At 32.3% G+C, this 24,732-nt stretch carries 19 protein-coding genes, 1 pseudogene and 1 riboswitch; of the genes and pseudogenes, 16 read left to right on the top strand and 4 right to left on the bottom strand.

Going from position 1 to position 24,732, the window contains the following annotated elements:
- Positions 1 to 4: 4 nt before the first annotated feature.
- The 9 genes from ABF633_RS05800 to rlmD all read left to right on the top strand — a co-directional run bounded on the left by ABF633_RS05800 (position 5) and on the right by rlmD (position 14,307).
- Positions 5 to 3,508: a DNA polymerase III subunit alpha gene (locus ABF633_RS05800; RefSeq protein WP_415522702.1), complete on the top strand. Its 3,504-nt coding sequence runs from the start codon at positions 5 to 7 to the stop codon at positions 3,506 to 3,508.
- Between the two features lie 252 nt (positions 3,509 to 3,760).
- Positions 3,761 to 4,720, top strand: a complete 960-nt coding sequence (pfkA, locus tag ABF633_RS05795) for a 6-phosphofructokinase (protein WP_415522701.1) — start codon at positions 3,761 to 3,763, stop codon at positions 4,718 to 4,720.
- Between the two features lie 67 nt (positions 4,721 to 4,787).
- Entirely contained in the window at positions 4,788 to 6,218 is a 1,431-nt protein-coding gene (gene pyk / locus ABF633_RS05790; RefSeq protein ID WP_415522700.1) for a pyruvate kinase, read from the top strand.
- A 455-nt stretch (positions 6,219 to 6,673) separates the two neighbouring features.
- Complete coding sequence (locus ABF633_RS05785; RefSeq protein ID WP_415522699.1) at positions 6,674 to 7,039, top strand: DUF1540 domain-containing protein; 366 nt, start codon at positions 6,674 to 6,676, stop codon at positions 7,037 to 7,039.
- 88 nt (positions 7,040 to 7,127) lie between these two features.
- On the top strand, positions 7,128 to 7,556 hold the full coding sequence (locus ABF633_RS05780) for a VOC family protein (protein ID WP_415522698.1): 429 nt from the start codon (positions 7,128 to 7,130) through the stop codon (positions 7,554 to 7,556).
- A 436-nt stretch (positions 7,557 to 7,992) separates the two neighbouring features.
- Positions 7,993 to 8,082: riboswitch (cyclic di-GMP riboswitch) on the top strand.
- Positions 8,083 to 8,224: 142 nt separating this feature from the next.
- A complete protein-coding gene (locus ABF633_RS05775; RefSeq protein WP_415522697.1) occupies positions 8,225 to 9,160 on the top strand; it encodes an L-lactate dehydrogenase in 936 nt (311 codons plus the stop codon).
- A 99-nt stretch (positions 9,161 to 9,259) separates the two neighbouring features.
- Positions 9,260 to 9,997 carry an acyltransferase gene (locus ABF633_RS05770; protein ID WP_415522696.1) on the top strand — a complete coding sequence of 246 codons (738 nt, stop codon included), beginning with the start codon at positions 9,260 to 9,262 and terminating at the stop codon, positions 9,995 to 9,997.
- 346 nt (positions 9,998 to 10,343) lie between these two features.
- Entirely contained in the window at positions 10,344 to 12,452 is a 2,109-nt protein-coding gene (locus ABF633_RS05765) for a methyl-accepting chemotaxis protein (RefSeq protein WP_415522695.1), read from the top strand.
- A gap of 391 nt (positions 12,453 to 12,843) precedes the next feature.
- On the top strand, positions 12,844 to 14,307 hold the full coding sequence (rlmD, locus tag ABF633_RS05760) for a 23S rRNA (uracil(1939)-C(5))-methyltransferase RlmD (RefSeq protein ID WP_415522694.1): 1,464 nt from the start codon (positions 12,844 to 12,846) through the stop codon (positions 14,305 to 14,307).
- Between the two features lie 459 nt (positions 14,308 to 14,766).
- On the opposite strand, the gene ABF633_RS05755 is transcribed toward rlmD, so the two are convergent.
- Positions 14,767 to 15,507, bottom strand: coding sequence for an SDR family oxidoreductase (locus tag ABF633_RS05755; RefSeq protein ID WP_415522693.1), 741 nt, complete (start codon positions 15,505 to 15,507; stop codon positions 14,767 to 14,769).
- Between the two features lie 179 nt (positions 15,508 to 15,686).
- On the opposite strand from ABF633_RS05755, the gene ABF633_RS05750 reads away from it, so the two are divergent.
- Both ABF633_RS05750 and ABF633_RS05745 read left to right on the top strand, forming a co-directional pair.
- Entirely contained in the window at positions 15,687 to 16,607 is a 921-nt protein-coding gene (locus ABF633_RS05750) for an AraC family transcriptional regulator N-terminal domain-containing protein (RefSeq protein WP_415522692.1), read from the top strand.
- A 37-nt stretch (positions 16,608 to 16,644) separates the two neighbouring features.
- Complete coding sequence (locus ABF633_RS05745; RefSeq protein WP_415522691.1) at positions 16,645 to 16,785, top strand: hypothetical protein; 141 nt, start codon at positions 16,645 to 16,647, stop codon at positions 16,783 to 16,785.
- A 126-nt stretch (positions 16,786 to 16,911) separates the two neighbouring features.
- On the opposite strand, the gene ABF633_RS05740 is transcribed toward ABF633_RS05745, so the two are convergent.
- Both ABF633_RS05740 and ABF633_RS05735 read right to left on the bottom strand, forming a co-directional pair.
- The gene (locus tag ABF633_RS05740) at positions 16,912 to 17,706 is read right to left on the bottom strand and encodes a nitroreductase family protein (protein ID WP_415522690.1); all 795 of its coding nucleotides are present in this window, start codon (positions 17,704 to 17,706) and stop codon (positions 16,912 to 16,914) included.
- Positions 17,707 to 17,865: 159 nt separating this feature from the next.
- Positions 17,866 to 19,110 carry an MFS transporter gene (locus ABF633_RS05735; protein ID WP_415522689.1) on the bottom strand — a complete coding sequence of 415 codons (1,245 nt, stop codon included), beginning with the start codon at positions 19,108 to 19,110 and terminating at the stop codon, positions 17,866 to 17,868.
- A 176-nt stretch (positions 19,111 to 19,286) separates the two neighbouring features.
- On the opposite strand from ABF633_RS05735, the gene ABF633_RS05730 reads away from it, so the two are divergent.
- Positions 19,287 to 20,102 carry a helix-turn-helix transcriptional regulator gene (locus tag ABF633_RS05730; protein ID WP_415522688.1) on the top strand — a complete coding sequence of 272 codons (816 nt, stop codon included), beginning with the start codon at positions 19,287 to 19,289 and terminating at the stop codon, positions 20,100 to 20,102.
- Positions 20,103 to 20,635: 533 nt separating this feature from the next.
- Positions 20,636 to 21,202: a DUF4256 domain-containing protein gene (locus ABF633_RS05725; RefSeq protein ID WP_415522687.1), complete on the top strand. Its 567-nt coding sequence runs from the start codon at positions 20,636 to 20,638 to the stop codon at positions 21,200 to 21,202.
- A 286-nt stretch (positions 21,203 to 21,488) separates the two neighbouring features.
- On the opposite strand, the gene ABF633_RS05720 is transcribed toward ABF633_RS05725, so the two are convergent.
- Complete coding sequence (locus tag ABF633_RS05720; RefSeq protein ID WP_415522686.1) at positions 21,489 to 22,646, bottom strand: epoxide hydrolase family protein; 1,158 nt, start codon at positions 22,644 to 22,646, stop codon at positions 21,489 to 21,491.
- A 146-nt stretch (positions 22,647 to 22,792) separates the two neighbouring features.
- On the opposite strand from ABF633_RS05720, the gene ABF633_RS05715 reads away from it, so the two are divergent.
- The 3 genes and pseudogenes from ABF633_RS05715 to ABF633_RS05705 all read left to right on the top strand — a co-directional run bounded on the left by ABF633_RS05715 (position 22,793) and on the right by ABF633_RS05705 (position 24,475).
- Positions 22,793 to 23,647, top strand: a complete 855-nt coding sequence (locus tag ABF633_RS05715) for a helix-turn-helix domain-containing protein (RefSeq protein ID WP_415522685.1) — start codon at positions 22,793 to 22,795, stop codon at positions 23,645 to 23,647.
- 57 nt (positions 23,648 to 23,704) lie between these two features.
- A pseudogene (locus tag ABF633_RS05710) lies at positions 23,705 to 23,893 on the top strand (sialate O-acetylesterase); the annotation flags it as partial.
- A gap of 60 nt (positions 23,894 to 23,953) precedes the next feature.
- Positions 23,954 to 24,475, top strand: coding sequence for a PadR family transcriptional regulator (locus ABF633_RS05705; protein WP_415522684.1), 522 nt, complete (start codon positions 23,954 to 23,956; stop codon positions 24,473 to 24,475).
- Positions 24,476 to 24,732 lie beyond the last annotated feature (257 nt).

Genomic DNA, 24,732 nt, shown 5'->3' with positions numbered 1-24,732 from the left:
TTAAATGGAGAAAGAAAGTTCATATAAGGATTTTGTTCATCTCCATGTTCATACGGAGTATAGCCTTTTGGATGGCTCTGGTAAAATAGGTAAGCTCATTTCAAGGGCTAAAGAACTGGGGATGAAAAGTCTAGCCATAACTGATCATGGTGCTATGTATGGAGTAGTTGATTTTTACAAAGCAGCTAAGGAAAAGGGAATAAAGCCAATTATAGGCTGTGAGGTCTATGTGGCAGGAAAATCCATGCATATAAAGACTCCAGATAAGGAAAATGAAACTTATCATCTTGTACTTCTGGTAAAAAATGACGAGGGTTACAAGAACTTAATGCAGATAGTGTCTTCCGCTTCTATTGAAGGCTTTTACTATAAGCCTAGAGTTGATCATGATTTTTTAAGGCAGCACAGCAAAGGGATAATTGCTCTTAGTGCATGCCTAGGTGGAGAAGTACAATCTAAAATATTAAAGAATAATAAGGAAAAAGCAAAAGAAGCAGCGCTTTTTTATAAGGAAATATTCAAAGATGGTTTTTACCTTGAACTTCAATATCATGGAATTGATGAACAGCTTAGGGTGAATGAAGAGTTGGTAAATATGTCAAGAGAACTTGAAATTCCTCTAGTGGCTACAAATGATGTGCATTATATAAATAAGGAAGATTATAAATCTCATGATGTTCTTCTTTGTATACAGACGGGAAAAACTGTGGATGAGGAAAATAGAATGAGGTATGCTTCTGATGAATTCTATCTAAAATCACCAGAGGAAATGTATAATCAGTTTTCCTATGTACAGGAGGCTTTAGAGAATACCTGTAAAATTGCAGAGGAATGTAATTTTGATTATGAATTTCATAAATCCAAATTACCTAATTTCCCATTAGCGGAAGGTACAGATCACTTTGAATACATGAAAGAGCTTTGCTATGATGGATTGAAAAAAAGATATAATCCTATAACAGAGAAATTAACACAAAGACTGGATTATGAACTTGGAATAATAAGAGAAATGGGCTATGTAGATTACTTTCTCATAGTTTGGGACTTTATAAGATTCGCAAGGGAAAATGGTATAATGACAGGACCTGGAAGAGGAAGTGGTGCAGGGTCAATAGTGGCATATACATTGGGAATTACAAAAATAGATCCTATAGAGTATAATCTTATTTTTGAAAGATTTCTAAACCCTGAAAGAGTATCTATGCCGGATATAGATTCTGATTTTTGTTATGAAAGGCGCCAAGAAGTTATAGATTATGTAGTTGAAAAGTATGGGAAAAATAATGTCTCTCAAATTGTTACCTTTGGAACTATGGCAGCTAGAGCTTGTATAAGAGATGTAGGAAGGGCAATGAATTATTCCTATGCAGAAGTGGATAGAATAGCTAAGATGATACCATCCATGCTTAATATAACTATTGACAAGGCACTGGAAATCAATCAGGAACTTAAACAAGTTTATGATGAAGATGAGAAAGTTAAAGTTCTTATTGATGTTGCACGAGATTTAGAGGGGCTGCCAAGGCATACTTCAACTCATGCTGCTGGAGTAGTTATAGCATCACAGCCTTTAGTCAATTATGTACCCCTTCTTAGAAATGAAGATGCTATAGTAAGTCAATTTACTATGGGTACTTTAGAGGAACTTGGACTGCTGAAAATGGATTTTTTAGGACTGAGAACCCTTACAGTTCTAAGAGATGCTATAAATATGATAAGAGATAATAAAGGCAAAAAAATAGATTTAGATGCTATAGATTTTAATGATAAAAAAGTATATAAGATGCTGGGCGATGGGAAAACTGTAGGAGTATTTCAACTTGAATCTCCAGGAATGACAAGTTTTATGAAAGAACTTAAGCCAGACAATTTGGAGGACATAATAGCAGGTATAAGTCTTTATAGACCTGGTCCTATGAATGAGATACCAAGATATATAAAGAATAAGAATAATCCAGAAAAAGTAGAATATATAACGCCTGAACTGGAACCTATATTAAATGTAACTTATGGTTGTATGGTTTATCAGGAGCAGGTAATGCAGATAGTTAGAGATCTTGCAGGATATTCTATGGGTAGAAGTGACCTGGTAAGACGTGCTATGTCTAAGAAAAAACATCACGTAATGGAGCAGGAAAGACATAATTTTATACATGGTATTACAGCAGAGGATGGAACTGTTGAAGTAGAGGGTTGTCTCAGAAAAGGTATCTCAGAAGAAGCAGCAAATAAAATATTTGATTCAATGATGGACTTTGCAAGTTATGCCTTTAATAAATCTCATGCGGCAGCTTACGCTGTAGTGGCCTATGAAACTGCTTATCTTATGAAATATTATCCGACGGAATTTATAGCAGCTATGCTGAACAGTGTTATGGGAAATAATGAAAAGGTGGCTTATTATGTACGGTTTGCTAAAGAAATTAATATAGAGGTTTTGCCTCCAGATATAAATGAAAGCTTTTCAAGATTTACGGTTAAAGGCGATAAAATACGTTTTGGTATGGCAGCAGTTAAAAATGTAGGCGTTAATGTGGTAGAAAGTGTAGTTAATTCGAGAAAAGAAAAGGGATCATTCACTAGCTTAGTTGATTTTTGTAATAAGGTAGATATTGGAGAAGTAAATAAAAGAGCGGTAGAAAGTCTTATAAAGGTAGGGGCCTTTGATTATTTTAAAATATATAGATCCAGACTTTTGGCAGTTTATGAAAAGGTAATGGATGGTATTAGCAATCAAAAAAAGAAAAATATTGATGGTCAAATAAGTTTATTCTCTAATTTTCAAGGAAATAATGAGAATTCTTATAAAGATATGGAAATAAAGTATCCTGATATAAAAGAATTTGAAAAGAAGTATATATTATCTATGGAAAAAGAGATGACAGGTCTGTATATTTCAGGTCATCCTCTAGATGAATATAAGGAAACTTTAGATATATCCGTTAATACCAAGATATCTGATATAATTGTTGAGGAATCCTTAGAGGAAGTGGAAGACTCAGAAAATTATAAGGTAAAAGATGGAGATAGAGTTATTATAGGTGGCATATTGACAGAGGTGACCAGAAAAATCACTAAGAATAATTCTATGATGGCATTTTTTAGAATTGAAGATATGTACGCTGCAATTGAAGTCATAATTTTCCCTAAAGTGTTGGAAAAATTTAATATGCTTATAAAAGAAGATGAAATGTTAATAATAAAGGGTAGGGTAAGTATTAGAGAAGAGGAGCAGCCCAAAATTTTATGTGAAGATATAAAACCTTTAGTAAAAATAAATAATTCTAAAGTATATATTCAAATTGAGCAAGAAAATCAAGTTGTGGATACTATAAAGGAAATAGGGAGCTTTTTATCAGAATTTAGAGGCAGTACGCCTATTTATATATGTACTAAAAAAGAAAGAAGAAAATTTATGCTTCCAAAGGATTTGTGGATAAATGAAGATATAGAAGTATTAGATTTTTTGAGAAAAAAATTCGGAGAAGAAAATCTTAAAGTATGCTGATAAAAGGTTAGTGAATTATAGATATCGTTTTGTAGATTGATACAAAATAACCTAGATAATTTTCAATTTATCATATATTATAATAAATTTTATATTATATTTCTCATAAAGCATTGAAGTTTTTCCTTATTTCTATTAGAATTAAAGACGGAGTAAATAGTTACCCATTAAACAGACACTTTTTAATTCATAATAAATCTTATAAATTGCGTGGGACAAATTGAGTCCATGATGGTCGTAGGAGGTATATGTATGAAAACAATAGCTGTATTGACAAGTGGTGGAGATGCACCTGGAATGAATGCTGCCATAAGGGCAGTAGTAAGAACTGCTCTTGATAAAGGTCTTAAAGTTATGGGAGTTGAAAGAGGATACAGTGGATTGATAAATGGTGAGCTCTTTGAAATGGAAAGAAAAGACGTATCAGATATAATTCAAAGAGGTGGTACTATTTTAAGAACTGCCCGTTGCGCTGAATTCTTAACAGAAGAAGGAAGAAAAAAGGCAGCAGGTGTGTTAAAGGTATTTGGTGTAGATGGATTAGTTGTTATAGGTGGAAATGGATCTTTTATGGGAGCTCAAAAACTTTCAAAGCTTGGAATTTCTACAGTGGGTATTCCTGGGACTATAGATAATGATTTATCTTATACAGATTATACATTAGGCTTTGATACTACTTTAAATACAGTATTAGACGCAATAAATAAATTAAGAGATACCTCTACTTCCCACGAAAGAGTAAGTATAGTTGAAGTAATGGGAAGAGATTGTGGGGACATTGCTCTTTATTCAGGCATAGCTGGAGGAGCAGAAAGAGTTATAATACCTGAAAAAGGTTATGATTTTGATGAATTATGTAAAACTATTCTTGAAGGGAAATTGAAAGGAAAAATGCATAGTCTGATTATAGTTGCAGAAGGAATTGGTGGTTCAGCTGAATTAGCTAAGGAAGTTGAAAATATTACAGGTATTGAAACAAGAGCAACTATTTTAGGACATATACAAAGAGGAGGAAGTCCATCTGCCTTTGATAGAATGCTTGCTTCAAGAATGGGTGTTAGAGCTGTAGAAGTTCTAATTGAAGGAAAGACATCAAGAGTTATAGGAATAAGAGATAATAAAATAACCGATGATGATATAGATGAAGCTTTAGCAATGCCAAGGAAATTTGATGAAAGACTATATGAGATATCAGAGATACTTTCAAGATAGCTTTCATTAAAATATAATATATATATAATATAAAACTAGAATTTTAAAGTATAAGGAGAGTTAAACAATGCAAAAGACTAAAATGATCTTTACCGTAGGACCAGCAAGTGAAACTGAAGAGGTTGTATCTAAATTAATCGAAGCAGGAATGAGTGCATCAAGACATAATTTCTCACATGGTGACCACCCTGAACATAAGATTAGAATGGATCTTATCAAAAAATTAAGAGAAAAATACAATAAGCCAATAGCAATAATACTTGATACAAAAGGTCCAGAAATAAGAACACATAATTTTGATGGTGGAAAACTTGAACTTCAAAAGGGAGCTAAATTCACAGTAATTTGTGGAGAAGAAGTTCTTGGAGATGCAACAAAATGTTCCATTACTTACACAAACTTATATAAAGATGTTGTGCCAGGAAATACTATATTAATTGATGATGGTCTTGTTGGATTAACTGTTGAAGCAGTTGAAGGTACAGATATTCACTGCACAGTAGCTAATACAGGACTTGTAGGAAGTCACAAAGGTGTTAATGTACCTAATGTTTCAATAAAACTTCCAGCTATGACAGACAAGGATAAATCTGATCTTATATTTGGATGTGAACAAGAAGTTGATGCAGTAGCAGCTTCATTTATAAGAAAAGCAGATGATGTAATTGCAATAAGAAAAGTACTTCAAGAAAATGGTGGAAGCCATATACAAATCTTCTCAAAAATAGAAAACCAAGAGGGTGTAGATAATATAGATGAAATTATCGAAGCTTCTGATGGAATAATGGTAGCAAGAGGAGACATGGGAGTTGAAATTCCTATAGAATTAGTTCCATTAACTCAAAAAATGATTATTGGAAAATGTAATAAATTAGGCAAACCAGTTATCACTGCAACTCAAATGCTTGACTCAATGATAAGAAACCCAAGACCTACAAGAGCAGAAGCATCAGATATAGCAAATGCAATATTTGATGGTACAGATGCTATAATGTTAAGTGGTGAAAGTGCTAATGGATCATATCCAGTAGAAGCTGCACAAACTATGGCTAGAATTGCTCAAGCAGCAGAAAAACAATTAAACTACAAAGAAATACTTGCAAAGAGAAAAGAAAATTCAGTTAAAAATATAGCAAATGCAATAAGCCTTGCTGCTAGCGAAACAGCTGCAGAACTTAATGCAGCTGCAATAGTTACTGCTACTCAAACTGGAAATACAGCAAGAATGGTTGCAAAATATAGATCAGAAGCTCCTGTAATTGCAGTAACACCAAAAGAAAAAGTTGCTAGATCTCTTGCATTAAGCTGGGGAGTATCTCCAATAGTAGCTGAAAAAGTTGAATCAACAGATGAATTAATAGTTAGATCTGTAGAAGCAGCTAAAGAATACAACTATGTTAAAGATGGAGATTTAGTTGTAGTAGCAGCAGGGGTACCTGTTCAAAATACAGGAAGCACAAATCTTTTAAAAGTTCATGTAGTTGGATCTGAAAAATAATTATTAGCTTTTGTTTAGTGGGAGTTTCTACTTCCACTGACTTTAAATGAATTATCCAGATACATATTTAAATATATTATTAAAAAGAAGAACATTATTAATTTTAAAATTGATAGTGTTCTTTTTTTCTTTAATGTATCTTATTTGGAAAATCATAGGGAGATAGTAAATAAAAATTTACAATATGAATAATATTACATATTGTGGTTAAAATAATAAGATGTTAAAATATATTGGAGTATCGAAAATTTGGCAACTGATTCTTTTTGCACCTTTTTAAGGTGCGCTTTTTTTATTTTTTGAATATTTTTATTCTAATGTGAAAAGATAAGCTTATCTGATGACTAAGGCATTGATATAATTTGCTAGATTGTGAATAACATAAGTAAGAAAAATATTCATTGGAAATAGATTTTAGGATCATGGAGAAATGTGATGGTAGGAGTGATATTATTATGGCGAAATTAATATGCAGTGCTGTAAATTGCTTAAATAACATTGATGGATTATGTACAGCTAGGATTATACATATAGAAGGTAAAGATATAAATTCAAATAATAAAAACTATTGTGAGACTTTTTCAGACAGAACACTGAGAAGTGCATTAGCAAGTATGCTTAATATGAATATAATAGGCGAAGTAAGACAGATTTTCAACAAAAATTCTATAGTAATGAGTCCAAAAGTAACTTGTGAAATACATAAATGCGGATATAATTTTCGTGGGGAATGTGTTGCTTTAAATGTGCAGATATATGGAACAAACTGTCACAGTAAGCAATGTACTGAGTGTGAAACTTTTATTGAAGGTAATTTTTAAAATTATATTTAAGTATTTAGAAATAGATGATAGAATTAAATTAAATCATTTGCAAATGATTTAATTTAAACTAAGGGGATGAATAAGGATGGCTGTTGATGTGTTTATTAATTTTAATGGAAATTGCCGTGAAGCAGTAGAGTTTTACGCAGAGGTTTTTGAAACAGAAAAACCACAAATTATGTCCTTTGGAGATACACCACCTGACCCAAAATTTCCTATTCCAGATGAAGCAAAAAGCTTAGTTATGTATACAACTCTTAATATTGATGGAAGTAATGTTATGTTTTCTGATGTTTTCCCTGGTATGCCTTTCACTGCAGGAAACAATATAAGTCTTACAATAAGCAGTAAGAACATAGACGAAATAAAATCTTTATTTAATAAGCTGAAAGAAGGCGGTACTGTAGGTATGGAACTTCAAGAAACATTTTGGAGTAAATGTTATGGTAGTGTAACAGATAAGTTTGGAATTGACTGGCAACTTAACTATAATGATGGACAAGCTACTGCATAATTTTATCCCATGACGACCATGTTTAATACTCCCATCGCACTCTGTGAAAGCGGCCAAATACAAAATAAATTGCTTTTCTATCAAAGTGGGAGATAAGGTCTGCTACGTCCCTGGATAACGATTTACCCTGAAGCACAACGATTTCTAAGTATCGAAAATACCGATACTTAGAAATCTGTTTATGAAAAGTTTTTAAAGTTAAAAAGGATATGGAACTTTTATTAAAAAAGATTCTATATCCTTTTTTATAGTATGATAATAATTTTAAGATTTTTATAAATTATAAGTTAAGTATTTTATTTATAACACGAAAATAAAGATAAATAAGAATATTTTAACAATATCTAAAAAAATTTGGCTTAATATGTTGAATTTTACCTTAATAAATGTAATAATATAAAAAATAATACTATTTATACACAAATATGAAAATTTATAATGAAAATAGCACACTTACTGAAAGGTGAGGTCGCAAAGCCATGAGTCTAAAGAAGATTATGTTTTCTATGATTGTCAGGTTGCCAAAATATGGTTATAACAATAATTTGTATTCTTGTTTGTAATTTGGTGCCTATAATTTATGGGCACCTTTTAATTTAGCATTTTTTTAAAGATATTATAAGAAATTATTATAGTATAAATTAAAAGTAGATTAATGGAGGGAAGTTATGTTTAAAACAAAAATATCAATTATTGGCACTGGACTTGTAGGTTCATCTATAGCACATACTTTAATGTTAAGTTCATTAGTAACAGATATTGTATTAGTGGATATGAACATGGAAAAGGCTGAGGGTGAAGCCATGGATTTAAATCATTGTATGCCCTCTATAATGCCTATAAAAGTAAAGGCGGGAAAATACTGTGATTGTGCTGACTCTAAGATTATTATTATAACTGCTGGAACTGTTCAAAAACCAGGAGAATCAAGATTAAATCTTACTCAGCGTAATGCAGATATAATGAAATCTATAATAAACGAGATTAAAGATTATTGCAAAGATTCAATTATTTTAATAGTTAGCAATCCAGTAGATATTTTAACTTTTGTAGCAAATAAGTTGATTGGAGTTGAATCAAAAAAGATAATAGGTTCTGGAACAATTTTAGATACTTCTAGATTTAAATTTTTAATAAGTGAATACATTAATGTAGACAGCAGAGATATATGCGCCTATATAATTGGTGAGCATGGAGATAGTTCTGTACCTGTATGGAGTGCAGTAAATATTTTAGGTGTAGATATGGAAAGGTTTTTGAGTAAAGATCACAAAATTGAAAAAATAAGAGATATAATACATAAAGAAGTAGTAGATTCTGCATATAAAATAATAGAAAAAAAAGGTTCAACTTATTATGGAATAGCTGTGGCAGTAAGAACCATAGTAGAAACAGTTGTTAGAAATCAGAATTCAGTGCGTACAGTATCAACTTATTTAACAGGTCAGTATGGAATTAATGATGTATGTATATCACTTCCAACCATCATAAATTCTTCAGGCATAGAAAAAGTAATAGATATTCCTTTAGATACAAATGAAATAAAAAAACTTCAAGTATCTGCTAATTCATTAAAAAGCATTATTTCAGATTTAAGTATTTGAATATGCCTTAAGCTTTAATAAAATCGTAAATATTAATAAATTTATAATAAGGGGGGAAATGATTATTTTTCTTACGATTTTAATAATCATAAATAGAGGATGAGTAAAATAGATGATTTATTGATACAAATGGAAAATATTGTTGAGAGGGGTATAAATAAAGACGGTGTAATACATATTTTAAATGTTTTAAAATGTTCTTTTCCTTTTGAAATCATAGAAGAAATTAAATTGTATGGAGATTATTTACCTAGAAATAAGGAGATAGGTTTTTCGGATGAAAAGAGATATTTACATTTTTTATGGGATGTATTGGATAAGTCACCTATGTGTCTTATAGCAAACTTTGCTATTCCATTTAGAGCCATATTAGCAAGTAAATTATTTAAGTCCTGTGGAAATAATTTTATAGCTGAAGAAAATGTTCGTTTTAATGTACCAGATAATATTGAAATGGGTGATGATGTTTTTATAAATAAAGGAACACTTATAGATGGTAAAGGTGGTTTGATAGTTGGAAATTCAGTAGGTATAGGAGAAGGAGTAACAATATTTACTCACTCTCACGCAGAGCATGACCATTCCCTTAGAAGCTATGCGCCTGTAATAATAAAAGATTATGCTAAAATATATTCAAATTCAACTATATTACCAGGTGTAACAATTGGAGAACAGTCTATAGTTGCTGCTTGTTCTTTATTGAATAAAAGCGTTGAATCAAATACATTAGTGGCAGGAATACCGGCAAAAAAGATGAGAGATCGAGAGACTTTTGATAATAATAGGGATGATTTAAAGCATGTATGGCTTTACAATGGTGAATTTCAAAAATATTAGTCAAGAAATTAAAAAAATTTTGAGCTTGATTTAGTATAAATTATACACTTATCTATTATGCAGGTTATAGTTCGAAATTTTAACCTGACTAACTTGGCGTAAGTCTCCCACGCACTCTGTGAAAGTGATTCACACCAAATTAAAATTTGGGTTCTCTACTTTTCTTCAAGTGGGAGTTCAACGCCAAGTAAGCCATGCATTTGCAGTTCTAAAATTCAGATGGGGTAAAAGAATCCCCACCTGAATTAAGAACTTGCTTCAATAGTAAAAAAACAAAAGCATAGGAAATGAGTAAAATATAGAAGTGTTCTATATTTTATTCATTTATATAAGGAGATCAAAATTTATGAAAATGTCTTTTAAAACTAAATTAATTGCTGTAATTTTGCCATTGGTTATAGCAGGATTATTGATACTAACTTCAGTAGCATATGTTCAGTTTAGAAAAGTAATGGAAACTGAATTAGTCAATTCAATGTCACTTAGAACAAATGAAGCTACAAATCATATTAATACTTGGTTAACAGGAAGACTTGCAGAGGTTCAGGAGACTGTTCAAAATCCTATGATAAAACGCATTTTGGATACTAATCCTACTCTTGATCTTAAAAGTAATAGTGATTCAATAAAACTTGTGGATGAGTTAAATTTAGCGCGTTGGAAATTTGTCAATACTACATATACTAATCAATATGCAGCTTTACATATTTTAAATTCTTTAGAACCAAATGAGTGGAGTGATCCTAATAGTTTAAGTAAACTTACAGCAAGATATTATAATGCTAAAGATGGACAATTTAGAACTGACCCTTGGGCTAAAGCGGCTGCAGAGGAAGCTGCGGAAAGATATTCCAAGACCAATGGTATACCCTATGATGCTATATTCAAACCTACATATTCTCAAGCCTATGGAAGAAATGTGGTAATGATGGTTGCATGGCAAAAAAATGACCAGGGCAAAGTTGTAGCAGGGGCTGGTGCAAGTTTGGCAATAGAGGCTGTGCAGCAGATAGTCGATAATGAAAAATATGGCAAAAAAGGCTATGGAATATTATTGGCCAATGATGGAACTTTTATTGTACATCCAAACAAAGATTGGGCAATGAAAGAAAAAATCAGTACAGTTAATGATGCTGAGCTTAACAAACTTGGTAAACTTGTTGCTGCTAATAAATCGGGTACATTTAGTTTTGGTGAAGGCAAAGACAAAAAAATGGCTTTTTATGCAAGAGCACCTATAGCTGGGTGGACATCCATTAATGTAGTATATGAGGATGAACTTTTTGCTGGAGCAAATCAATTGCTTATAATTATGTTAATAATAGCTTTTATAGCTACTGCTATTTTATCATTAGCTATTTACTTTGCTGCCAGTCATCTTATCAAACCGTTAATTCATCTTAACAAGTTTGCTGAAGTGGTGTCCACTGGAGATTTGAGCGGCTCTATAGAAATTAAATCCAAGGACGAAATTGGAAGTCTGGCTAGGGCTTTTAACCATACTATTGAAGCCTTGAGAAATATAGTGGGAGATATAAGTACGGAAGCCACAAAAGTTAATAATCTTTCCAGTAATCTTGCTATTTCCTGCGATGATAGCAGTAAAGTCACAGAGGAAGTTGCAAAGGCAATACAAGTTGTGGCGGAAAATACTACTGAACAATCAAGGCAGGTAGGTTTATCCGTTGAAAAGACCATTGAAATGGAGGAAGCAAGCAAAGCGGTTACTGATAAATGTAACTATATGATTCAAACTGCTGAGCAATCCCATAATATAAGTGCTGTAGCTTTCGAAGCTGTAGATAAAGCAGTATACAGTATGAAAATAATTGTTGAAAATAACGAAAAGAACCTAAATGAGAGTAAATTATTACTTTCAAAATCATCAGAAATTGGTAAAATTGTTGAGGTTATTACCAATATTGCCAGTCAGACTAATTTACTTGCTCTTAATGCTGCTATTGAAGCAGCCCGTGCAGGAGAGCAGGGACGTGGTTTTGCTGTAGTTGCAGATGAAGTTAGAACACTTGCTGAACAGTCAGCTGTTGCTGCTAATCAGATATCCAAGCTCATCAGTGGAATACAAGGCCAAATTGCATCCATAACTGACAGTATGAATGCTGGATCTGAGGAAATTACTAGTGGTATGGAAACTGCATCACAAGCAGGTACTCATTTTGAGGATATTGAAAAAGCTATAAGCAATATTTTCTCTGTTGTACGTGATGTAAATTCTGCTACAGAAATAATGATTGAAACTGCTCAAGGTACTGTTTCAGAAATGAAAACTACCTCTTCTATATCTGAGCAAACAGCGGCTGCTACAGAAGAGGTATCAGCTGCAGCAGAAGAGCAGGCTGTTACCATGGATGAGATTGGTAACACAGCTAATCAACTGTCAAAGCTTTCCCATAGACTTAATGAACTAGTATTAAAGTTTAAGATTTCTGAATAATATCCTTAAATGTAAGTTTACAAAATAAGTATTAAAGTAGATTTTATATAATGAAATATTAAAAAACTATTGAAAGAGTTCTCTCTAAAATGTATTTAATAACATTAGAGGAGCTCTTTTAATTTATCCGATGACTACCATCCGTAATACTCCCATCTTCTATCAAAGTGGGAGATAACGACTGCTACGTCCCTGGATAACGATTTACCCTAAAGGACAACGATTTCTAAGCATCGAAAATACCGATACTAAGAACTCTGTTTATCTTTAAATTGATATTTGTAGTTTATGTAATGCAATTATGATATAATTGACTAGAAATTTTATTGAATTTTAGTAGATAGCCATCGTATAAAATCTTGTATTCTCTTTAGAAAGGTGAAAATAATAGATGAAAAACAGTGTACCTATAGTTAAAAATGAAAATTATATAATTGATATAGAGGCTCTAGGTTATGAGGGAGCAGGAATAGGAAGGGTAGACAATTTTACTGTATTTGTTAAGGGAGCTTTAGAAGGTGAGAAGGTTGAGGCTAAAATTATAAAAGTAAACAAGAATTTTGCCTTTGGAAAGCTTATAAATATAATAAAGCCATCAGAATATAGAGAAGAACCTGTATGTAAAATATACAATAGATGTGGAGGTTGTCAGCTTCAACATTTAAATTATAAGGAACAGCTAAATTTTAAGAAAAAAAGAGTGGAAGATTGTATTGAGAGAATTGGGAATTTAAAGATTAATAAAACTAGTGTTAGTGCTTCTGATAAAGATCATCTAAAGGAAGATAAAAATTTTTTGAATAAATATGACCATGAAAATGGAATTATTGTTCATAATACTATAGGTATGGATAATCCCTATAGATACAGAAATAAAGTTCAATTGCCTGTGGGCAGGATAAAGGATCAGTTCCTGGTTGGTTTTTATTCTCCAAGAAGTCATGACATAATAGATATGAAAGAATGCTATATTCAACACGAAGTTGGAGATAAAGTGGTAGCACTTATAAAACAATGGCTTAAGAAGCATAATATTCCTGTATATGATGAAAAAACAGGCGTAGGTTTAGTAAGGCACATAATGGTGAGAAAAGCCTTTAAAACTGGAGAGACTATGATTGTGCTTGTAACTTGTAAAGATGAACTGCCTCATAGGGAAGAATTTATTGAGCTTATGAGAGAAAATATAAAAGATTTAAAGAGCATAGTTCAAAATATAAATCCTAAAAACACAAATGTAATATTAGGTGAAAAGTGTAAAACTTTATGGGGTAAGGATACCATAGTAGATACTATTGGAGAATTTAAATTTAATATATCACCATTATCATTTTTTCAGGTAAACCCTGTGCAAACAGAAGTTCTATATAATAAAGCTTTGGAGTACGCTGATTTACAGGGAAATGAAATTGTCTTTGATGCCTATTGTGGAACAGGAACTATATCTTTGTTTTTATCACAAAAAGCTAAAAAAGTATATGGAGTGGAAATCATATTTGAAGCCATAGAAAATGCAAAGATAAATGCAAGTCAAAATAATATAGATAATGTAGAATTCATGGTAGGTGAAGCAGAAAAAGTTATTCCCGAAATTATAAATAGCGGTGTAAAAGCTGATGTAGTAGTAGTTGATCCACCCCGTAAAGGTTGTGAAAAGTCTCTTTTAGAGGCAATAGCAAAAATGGAACCTGAAAAAATAGTTTATGTGTCCTGTGATCCTGGGACTCTGGCAAGAGATCTTTCAATATTGGATAATTTGGGATATAGGACTTTAGAGGTGCAGCCAGTGGATATGTTTCCGGAGACGGCGCATGTGGAGTGCGTGGTCTTGATTTCACGTGTAGAAAATAAGTAAGACGTCAGCAGTTCAGTAAATTCAATAGTTTTAGAGTTTAGACCATCTGCTGGAGTTGATCTGGTAGGTGGTTTTATTTTGGCTTTTAAGGGGAAAATGGGAAAAACAGTCCTAGTATCTGAATATATAAAACTTTTCTTTGAGCATTTCTATTAAAATATAATGTTTAGTTATCAAGCTTTAATTTCTGTAAGAACAGTTGTTTTTGCTCAAGCTTTCAAAACAAAAGCAATCTAAAAAAGCCTAGGTCAGTATTTCAAAACTAACTCTAGGCTTTTTCTATTAAAGCTGTCTATATTTATCTATAGAATCTAAATCTTTATTAAGAGTTTCTTTTTTGTTTATCGAAAGGCATATTGCAACAGTATTTATATAATTTGAAGCATGGTTTATTCTTAAAATAGAATTTGTATAGGAAAATAACTATAATATAGCAGTCACCACTAAAATACCGAAGATTTATATCATTCCGCCATTAACATAAATGGTTTGACCATTGATCCATCTAGCTGGACCTGCTAAAAATGAAACTACTTCTGCAATATCTTCAGGTGTTCCTAAACGCTCAATAGGGTTCATCTTAGCCATGCGGTCAATTGTTTCAGCATCCTTACCTTCAAAAAACAGTTCTGTTGCTGTTGGTCCAGGAGCTACTGCATTTACAGTAATATCTCTGCCACGAAGTTCTTTTGCGAGTACAAGACTGATTGCATCAACAGCTCCTTTACTAGCAGTATAGGCAGCATAAGTAGGTAATGCGAGTTTCTTTACTGAAGTTGAAAGATTAATAATAGCACCTCCAGATCTTACGCGACGGGCAGCTTGTTGGTCAACAACAAAGGTACCACGGATGTTTGTACGAATTATTTGATCAAGTTTATTAAGATCGAAATTAGCAATTGTATTAAGCCCCATAATACCAGCTGAGTTAACTACAACATCTACACCGCCAAAGTCTTTCTCTGTCATATCAAAAAGTTTGCTGACCGCCACTTCGTCGCTAATATCTGTCTTAACAGCAATTGCTTTTCCTCCTTTTTCTACTATAGATTCCACAGTTTTATCAGCTTCAGAAGCATTGTTTGCATATGCTATAACTACTGTTTGTCCGTCAGATGCGAGACGTTCTGAGATTGCACGTCCAATTCCACGTGATCCTCCTGTAACAATTGCAATTCTTTCTTTTTTAGTTGTATTCATAATAAAATCCTCCTTTAATATATTCAGCTTGTAGTCGCTTTTATTAAATATCTTGTATCTAAGATAATTATATATATATGGTGCATCATCTAGGTAGCCTATTTTTATTTAGTTATTGCCTAATCCTACAAGCTATAATATAATTTATACATCAATTTAATCTAAGGAAGGAGTTAGAAATGGATAAAAAATTAGTGAATGACAAAATTACAACTTATCAAGAAGAATTGGTTTCAATGATTAATGGAATTGTTAGAGAAGATGGATTACATACTACAGCAATACCTACTTTGCAGTTATTTCGAGCATCTAATATTTCTGAGCCTTTACATACCATTTATGAACCATCCCTATTAGTAATTGCTCAGGGATCAAAAATTGTAACATTGGCTGACGAAAATTATCAGTATGATTCGACATCATATTTGGTTGCATCTGTCCACCTTCCTATTACCGGTCAAATAATTCAAGCAAGTCCTGAGGAACCATATTTCTGCGTTCAAATAAATTTTAATACTGAGCAAATACTTGATATTATTAAGGAATCAGATGATGTATGGAATGGTAAGAAAGATTCAGGACGTGGAATAGTTGTAAATAAAATAAATTCTGATTTGTTTGATGCTGTGTTAAGACTTGTTCGTCTCTTACACACACCTAAGGATATTCCAGTCCTTTCACCTTTAATAATCCGTGAAATTCTTTATAGAATTCTCCAGGATAGTCAGGGAAATTTAATTAAGCAATTTGCAATGATTGGAAGTCATGCACACTGCATTGCAAAAGTCATTCAGTTTATAAATAGTAATTTTTCAAAACCACTAAGAATTGAAGATTTAGCCAAAAAAGTTAACATGAGTACATCATCATTGCATAATCAGTTTAAAAAAGTAACGGCAATGAGTCCTTTGCAATATCAAAAGCTTATAAGGTTACAAGAAGCTAGACGTTTGTTATTTACTGAATCATCTGAAGCTGCAAATATTGGTTTTCAAGTGGGTTATGAAAGCCCATCTCAATTTAGCAGGGAATATGCACGCATGTTTGGATTGCCTCCTATAAGCGATATAAATCGCCTTCGAAATTCATTATATTCTTAAGGGTAACAGTGACTTGTAAAATATGCAACCATGGGTTTTGGTAAATGTATTTTTGAAACAGGTTGTTATGCAAAGAGGAATTCCTTTTGATGTTAAGCTTCTTTCCATAAAATCTGCAGCACTTTTAGACTTAGCTGAACTAGAACTTAATGAAGAATTAGAAAAAGGATATACTTAATAGAAAAAACATAGCTAAGCCCTAAAATATAAGTTGAATCTGGGAAAACAATCGTATAAAAAGGAGACAAGGCTATGTTAAACAACTTTAAAGGTTTGTTTTTTATTTTGAATTTTCAGGATAATATTACGGATTCATAAAAGTAAATTCTAACGGATTTCTATCCACTAGTCTTGGATAGGTGTATTTTGGATATCCTACCATAACGACACCAGTTATCTTTTTGTTTTTAGGAATATTAAATAATTTAAGTAGTGGGGAATTGTCTTTAAGTGCAACCCTTTCAAATACTCCAGCCCAACATGAACCCAATCCAAGAGTTGGCGCATATAGTTCCATGTATGCTAATGAAAAAATAGAATTTTCTCTTCCTCGTAGAAAATCTGCATCAGTAGTTGCTAGGACAAGGCAAGGTGCTCCTCGTAAAATAGTATCACTTCCTTCTTCACGATAAGGTTTAATAAATTGACTTAATGATTTATCACTTCCTAATTCCTTAGCAGTAAGTTCAATCGCTTTATCAAGTATTTTCCTATCATCTATTATAATATAGGATACGCCTTGTAGATTATGTCCTGAAGGAGCAAAATGGGCAATATTAACAAGGTCTATTAATTTTTCTCTTGGAACAGGAGTTTCTTTATAAGAGCGAATAGAACGTCTTGAACGAAGAAAGTTTTGTGCCTCTTCAGGACTCAATTTTGGAAATTTTTTTGAGCTGACTTGATTGGATAATGGTGTTTTTATGTTATCCATAGCTTCCTTTGGACAAACAGCTACACAATGACCGCAGGCAATACAGTTTTCAGGATAAACTTCTTCAGGACCATTCTCTCCAAGTCTAAATACTTGTTCGGGGCACTCATTTACACAAAATCCACACTTAACACATTTCTCTTGATCTACAGTTATTAAATTCATTTTTATTCTCCTCGTCTTTACTTTATAATATAAAATCCATAGAAATATATTTTTATAAAATTATTATATAATTAAATGATTCTTTTAAATAGAAGATAAATTATCATAGGATAAATAATCATATGCTTAGTACTATTTAAATAACGTTCTAAAACCACTTTAAAAATTACTGATGTTTTCATTTTTATGGGTAAATACATTTGGTGATTTATTCAAGCGTCTTCCATTTAAAAGTTTATTAGTAATTAAATAATAACTATATGCTAATAAAAGCACAACACAACTTACAATCATAATTCCCATCACCCCAAATAAATGATATACATAGGTGCCAAGCCATGATCCAAGTGATCCTCCTAAATAGTATCCAACCATATAAAGTGAGTTTAGTCTGCTATGATTTTGTGGATTAAGTTTATAAAGACGTCCTTGATTTAATGACATATTCATTCTTGAGCCAACATCCAAAGTAAATGTTATAAGAATAAGAATTATAAACTTAGACCAGCCTATACCTAAGACTAAAAAAGATATAAACATAATAGATAGTGCCAAAATGTTCCATAGACCTACTTTTTTACTATTTGTTAATTTACCTGTAAATCCAGCGGCTAATGCACCTGCTACACCTAAAAATCCAAAGACTCCGACCATGGCACTACCATAATGATAGGGAGGATTTTCTAAAATAAAGGATAATGAAACCCAAAAAATATTGAAGGCACAAAATGCAGCAGCACCAAAAACTATTGTTTCTCTTAATACCTTTTCTCTTTTTAATAACGGTGGTAAAGACAATATAATCTTTTTATATGAGTTTTCCTTTTCTATATTATCATTTGGAAGCGCATAGTATAAGTATACTGCAAAAATTAACAAGACTATTGCTGCAATTTCATGAACTGATTTCCAACCCAATAATTGCCCAATGACTCCGCCAAATACCCTGCCTAATAGAACCCCCAGGAATACTCCGGTTAGCAAGTGACCAACTATTACACCTCGTTTTTCTGATGGCATATTTGATGAAACAAATGGTATTATAAGCTGTGCAGAAACAGTGGAAAGACCCATTAAAAATCCTATAATTACTATTAGATTAAACGAAGACACTAAAGTCATTAAATATAATAACACAGCTGAACAAATGATACTTAAAATGATTAGCATTTTTCTACTATACCTATCTCCTAACGGTACAATAAGCAATAGTCCTATTGTGTAACCTATCTGTATCGCTGTAATCAGTACACCAGACAATGAAGCAGACACAGAAAAACTTTTAGAAATATTAGTTAGTAAAACTTGGTCATAATACAAGTTAGCTACTCCAATTGCACATATAATAGTCAATACTATTAATAATTGTTTTGAAAAATTATTATTTTTTGAATCTCTATTCATTTTTACATCATCCTTCCTATAAGTTATGAATTTAGTATATAATTGAATTATCCATTTAAATAGAGATTAGATTATCCTAGGATAAATAATCATATATTTAGAACTACTTAAATAACTCTCTAAAATAACTTCATAAATTTTTCATTAATAATTAAATTATATATTGGAGGATGGCTATGACTAAAAGCAAGGAACTTGGATTATTTTTAAAAAAGAAGAGAGCAACACTAAGTCCTAATCAATTTGGACTTGAATCAAATAAAAGAAGAAGAGTTGAAGGTTTAAAAAGAGAGGAAGTTGCAGATTTAGCAGGGGTAAGTATTGATTGGTATGTACGTATTGAACAAGGGCAGAATGTTAATCCTTCAATAGATGTATTAAATTCTTTAAGCAGAGTCTTACAGCTAAATAATGAAGAAAAAAGATACTTATTTAATTTGTCTGATAAAAAATTACATGTTGAAGACAGTAATAACATTACTATTTCTGAAGCATTGCAAAAATTTTTAGATGCTCAAAATCCTAATATGGCCTATGTTACTGATAGCAGTTGGAACATGATTGCATGGAATAAAGCTGCCCTAAAAGTTTATGGTAATTATGAAGAAATGAATGAGAAAGAAAGAAATACTATATGGAGAGCCTTTAATGATGATTATCTAAAGAAACTATTAGATAATTGGGAGGGACATTCTAAGCTGCGTGTTGAACAGTTAAGAGCAAATTATAGCTATTATGAAAATGATAATAAAATAAAAGAGATTATAAATGAACTGGATAAAAAAAATCCACTCTTCCATAAATGGTGGAATGAACAAGAAATAATGGGGACACCAGAGGGGCAAAAACTTTTACATCATCCTATAGTAGGAAACTTATATGTAAGTTATATTTCATTTAAATCTACAGAAGCAGAGGGCGTAAATATTACTATTCAAATGCCTGTTGATGATCATACAAAAAATAAATTACAGCAACTTATGTTGGTATAAACTAATTTTGTTTGAAGCTTACTATAATATAGGTTAACTTATTATAATTTATGAGATATAAATGTAATTGTTAAAGATGACAACTATTATATTTAAAGTAGTAGATTTTAAATGTCATGCTTCGTCTCTACCACGTTGAGGTTGTGTTGATACACGAGAAATAGCCTGATATCAAAGGCTTTACGGATTTTTAGAAAATTTTATAGTGTGTTATATGTTCCCTCAGACTGATAGTTTGGGGGGATTTTTGTTTAGGAGGGATCTAACTTTTACGCAGAACTATGGACATTGCGAAATTGTTTGATTTTGTATATTTCCATAGAATAAAAAAATAAAATTTTATCTCCCTATTAAGTTTTCATTCCTTGAAAATTGACTTTCCTTCACTTTAATTATAGCATATAAAAAATTGGAAATATAGACTGTTTGTTCTTGCTTGCTAGTGTGAAAGATTTTATTATTTGAATAGTAGAAGTTAAAATAGTACGATAATATATAAGATTTTGAAAACTTAATTACGAGGAGGCTTCATTATGGGAAATGAAAAAAAGGAGTTGACACCAGAACAACGTGAAGAACTACTCAGAACATTGAAAGCCCGTTTTGAGAAAAACATGAACCGCCATAAAGATCTTGAATGGGCTAAAGTAGAAGCAAAGCTGGAAGCTAATACTGAAAAACTGTGGTCACTCAATGAAATGGAAAGAACCGGCGGTGAACCAGATGTTGTTTGTCATGATAATAAGACGGGCAAATATATTTTTTACGATTGTTCAGCGGAAAGTCCTAAAGGCCGCAGAAGTGTTTGTTACGATCGTGAAGCGTTGGAGTCAAGGAAAGAACATAAACCGGAAAATAACGCTATTGATATGGCGGCTGGCATGGGCATTGAGCTTTTAACGGAAGAACAATATCGAGAGCTGCAGAAACTTGGAAATTTCGATATGAAAACATCGAGCTGGGTGAAAACACCTTCTGAGATTAGAAAGCTCGGTGGTGCCATCTTTGCTGATTTTCGCTACGGCAATGTCTTTGTGTATCATAACGGTGCGGAGTCTTACTATGGTGCCAGGGGATTCCGTGGATCGCTCAGGGTCTAAATTTTCCACAGACAACAGAAAAAAGCTGATAATCGATTTGATTAAATTAACAACGCAATATTTTATAATAATTTGATGGAATAAGAAATGCTTTAATACCAGCGAATATTGCTGAGAGAAAATAATCTATAAAACAACACTGGTGAAAATTTAATTTAAACTTTTCACCAGTGTGATATACTTTTTGTATTTTTTCGCCATCACCAAAATGTCGTTCAGAGTATTTTTTTACATTATATAAAAAATACATGTTATTTCCTCAATGGGGTTAAAAGGAAGTCCAATATTACTTTTTGGTTTTAGTTCTATATGGTCTGAAGAAGGCTCGAATTTCTTCAGCTAGAAGTTCAGGTTCTTCCATGGCAGTAAAATGTCCTCCACTAGGCATTGTAGTCCAACGTGTGATATTCAGATTGCGCTCAGCCCATTCTTTAGGTGGTAACAATATATCAGCCGGGAAAAGAGCTATACCTGTTGGTACCTCTATATGCCCCATTGATGGCAAAGAATGCATGTTTTCATAATATATACGCGATGATGATCCTATGGAATTTGTAACCCAATAGATCATTATATTAGTTAGTAATTCATCCTCGCTAAATCTTTGCTGTAAGTCACCATTACAATCGCTCCATGCACGAAATTTTTCAATAATCCAAGCAGCCAAACCTACTGGTGAGTCAGAAAGTCCATATGACAGAGTTTGAGGCTTTGTGGATTGAATAGACATATAACCTCCCTCGTTAGAAATCCATAGAGGGGCACTTTTCTTATAGTTTAATTCTTCTTCTGAAAGTTCTTCATTCTGTGAAATCATGAGATCTCTAATGATACCAATATCGGTAAGGTGGATTCCCATTAGAAGTTCGGGATGGTTTAATGCCAGATATCTTGTAACACCTGAACCAACATCCCCGCCTGCAGCAGCGAACTTACTATAGCCAAGTTTTTCGGTCATTAGTTTTGCCCAGAGCTCAGAAACTCGATAATTATTGACACCACTATGTTTAGGACGGCTAGAGAAGCCAAATCCCGGTATAGAAGGAACGATTACATCAAAAGAGTCTGCCGCATCGCCGCCGTGATAGGCAGGATCAGTAAGAAGATGAATAATCTTTTGGTAGCGTATGTAACTATCAGGCCATCCATGAGTAAGAATAATTGGTATAGGACTAGGCCCATTACCACGCTCATGTACGAAGTGAATATCTATCCCATCCACATTACAGCGAAACTGAGAAAAGCGGTTTAACTCGGTTTCTTGTGCACGCCAGTCAAATTGTTCCCGCCAATACGAAACCAGCGATTGTAAATAATTTATATCAGTACCTTGTTCCCAAGTTGAGCCGTCTAACTGATCAGACCAGCGGACATGTTCTAGCCTGTATTTCAAATCATCAAGTGCCTCATCAGATACTTGGATATTGAAGGGTTGAATAGACATAATGATTCTCCTTTCAATAAGTTATAGCAAAATTTGTTAACCATAACTTTTCTTCAGTAATTATTAACAGTATATCATTTAAAAATTATGATACAATGTTATAAATGAAGCTTTAAACTATACTATTTGTTAGTGGAGGAATATTTATGCCCCAAATGGACCGTCATAAGAATAGAACTGTATATATTGAATTTATTGCAGATGAAAGTTTTAGTAATCTCCCATATAAGGAGAGATTCACTATAATTTTTATTACAAGTGGAAGTATGAATTTACAAATGAATGACTATCCCATTAAAATTGTTGCTCCAAGTATTCTTTGTTTGTCTATGGAGGATACCATACAAGTTTTCGAAAAGCAAAATGTATCTTCACAGTCATTTTGTTTCCATCCTGATTTTTTTAATACAGCTCATTTTTCTCAATCCCAGGGCTATCTGTCAACCAGTTTAAGAATAGAAACAGGTCTTTCGCTTTTTAAAAAAGATAATATTCATAATGGGGTATATACAGTAACTGAGAAATCCTATTCCAAATTATATGAGTGGTTCTTTGTTATAGGAACAGAAGTATATGCACAGAGCGATTCACTTTGGGTGTGCAGAATAAAAAAATACCTAATACAAATATTAGGGTTACTTGAAGAGTTGAACCACCATAGCGAACAATCACCTGTCAATTTAGTTTTGGAATATATACACACAAACTATTCTGATAAAATAAGTTTAGAAGACTTAACAAGATGCGCTCATTTGAATCGCGTGTCACTAAATAAAAAGGTTCAGGATTTATGTGGATGTACAGCTATGGAATACCTATCCTCATATCGTCTAAAGGTTGCAGAGAATCTTCTGACGCATACAGGTATGAGCTTGAACGAAATTGCGCGTGCTGCCGGGTTTGAGTATGACACGTACTTTATAAAACAATTTACTGCTAAAAGAGGCATGACTCCAACTGAATTTCGAAATAGCTCACGGGAGTTTGGAAATTACCAATAATAAATTTCAAATTTGCAAAGAAAATTAGTTTTGGTAAATATTGGTGATTTAGGAGATTTTGAAGCCTTTTCTAATAGGCAACATGTATTGAAGCCATTAATTAATGAAAATGAGTTGCTAGATTGAAATCATGCCAGAACACATACCAAAGCAGAAAAGATATATATATAAAGTATGGATTTTGCATTAGGAAAAATATCATATGATAAATTCGTATCTCAAGTCATACAAATCAACAATGATTAAACCTTATAATTATGAAATAACTATTAATATAATTTTGAAGAACATAAAGGAGATGTTTTTTTGATACCATTACTAATTTTAGGTTTATTAAAACAAAACCCAGGTTCTTACGGATACGAATTATTAGCTTTAATGGAAGAGAGACACTATAAATATATAGTGAATTTCACTAAAGGGTCATTCTATTATAATCTTCAACAATTAGAAGAAAAACAATATATTAAAAAAGTTGACCAATTAGACAATACTAGAGAGACGCGTAATTATATCATAACTGAACTAGGGGATAAAGAATTTGAAAAATTGATGTATAAGTATGGCTCTAAGACTGAGTATGTAAATTTATCTTTTTATGCAGCAATGCTATTTGCTAATGAATATAAAAGCGAGGAACTAAAAAAACTAATAGAAATACAAATCGAACAAACTAATCAGAAAGTTTTTTTATTAGAACAATCTCTTGAATATAATGAGACTATCCCCACTTATTTTAAAAAAATGTTGGAAAATTCACTTTCTCATCACTTAGTAAATGTTCAATGGTTTGAAGGACTGTTAAAAGATCTAAGAAATGAAAATTAATCACGGCCCCCGCTCTCTAAAGAGCCCCCCGGGGTATAAGTGCAATAATTCTGCGTTTCAGTATCATTATTTTGCCTAGACACATGTGGAGTGCTGTGTGTTGTTAAAAAAGCTAAGAAATAAAAGGATGACTCTGAAAACCTATAAAAGATTTTCGGAGTTCTAGACCCTTTAAAAAATTTTGTGTAAACTGAGTAAGAAGGACAAGGATACATAGCTCAATGCACCGAATTTAGGCACTGCTCTACGCCATACTT

The organism is Clostridium sp. (assembly GCF_047718555.1).
GTDB lineage: Bacteria > Bacillota > Clostridia > Clostridiales > Clostridiaceae > Clostridium_I.
The sequence above is the reverse complement of the archived record's forward strand: the minus strand, read 5'-3'. Positions and strand labels throughout refer to the sequence as shown.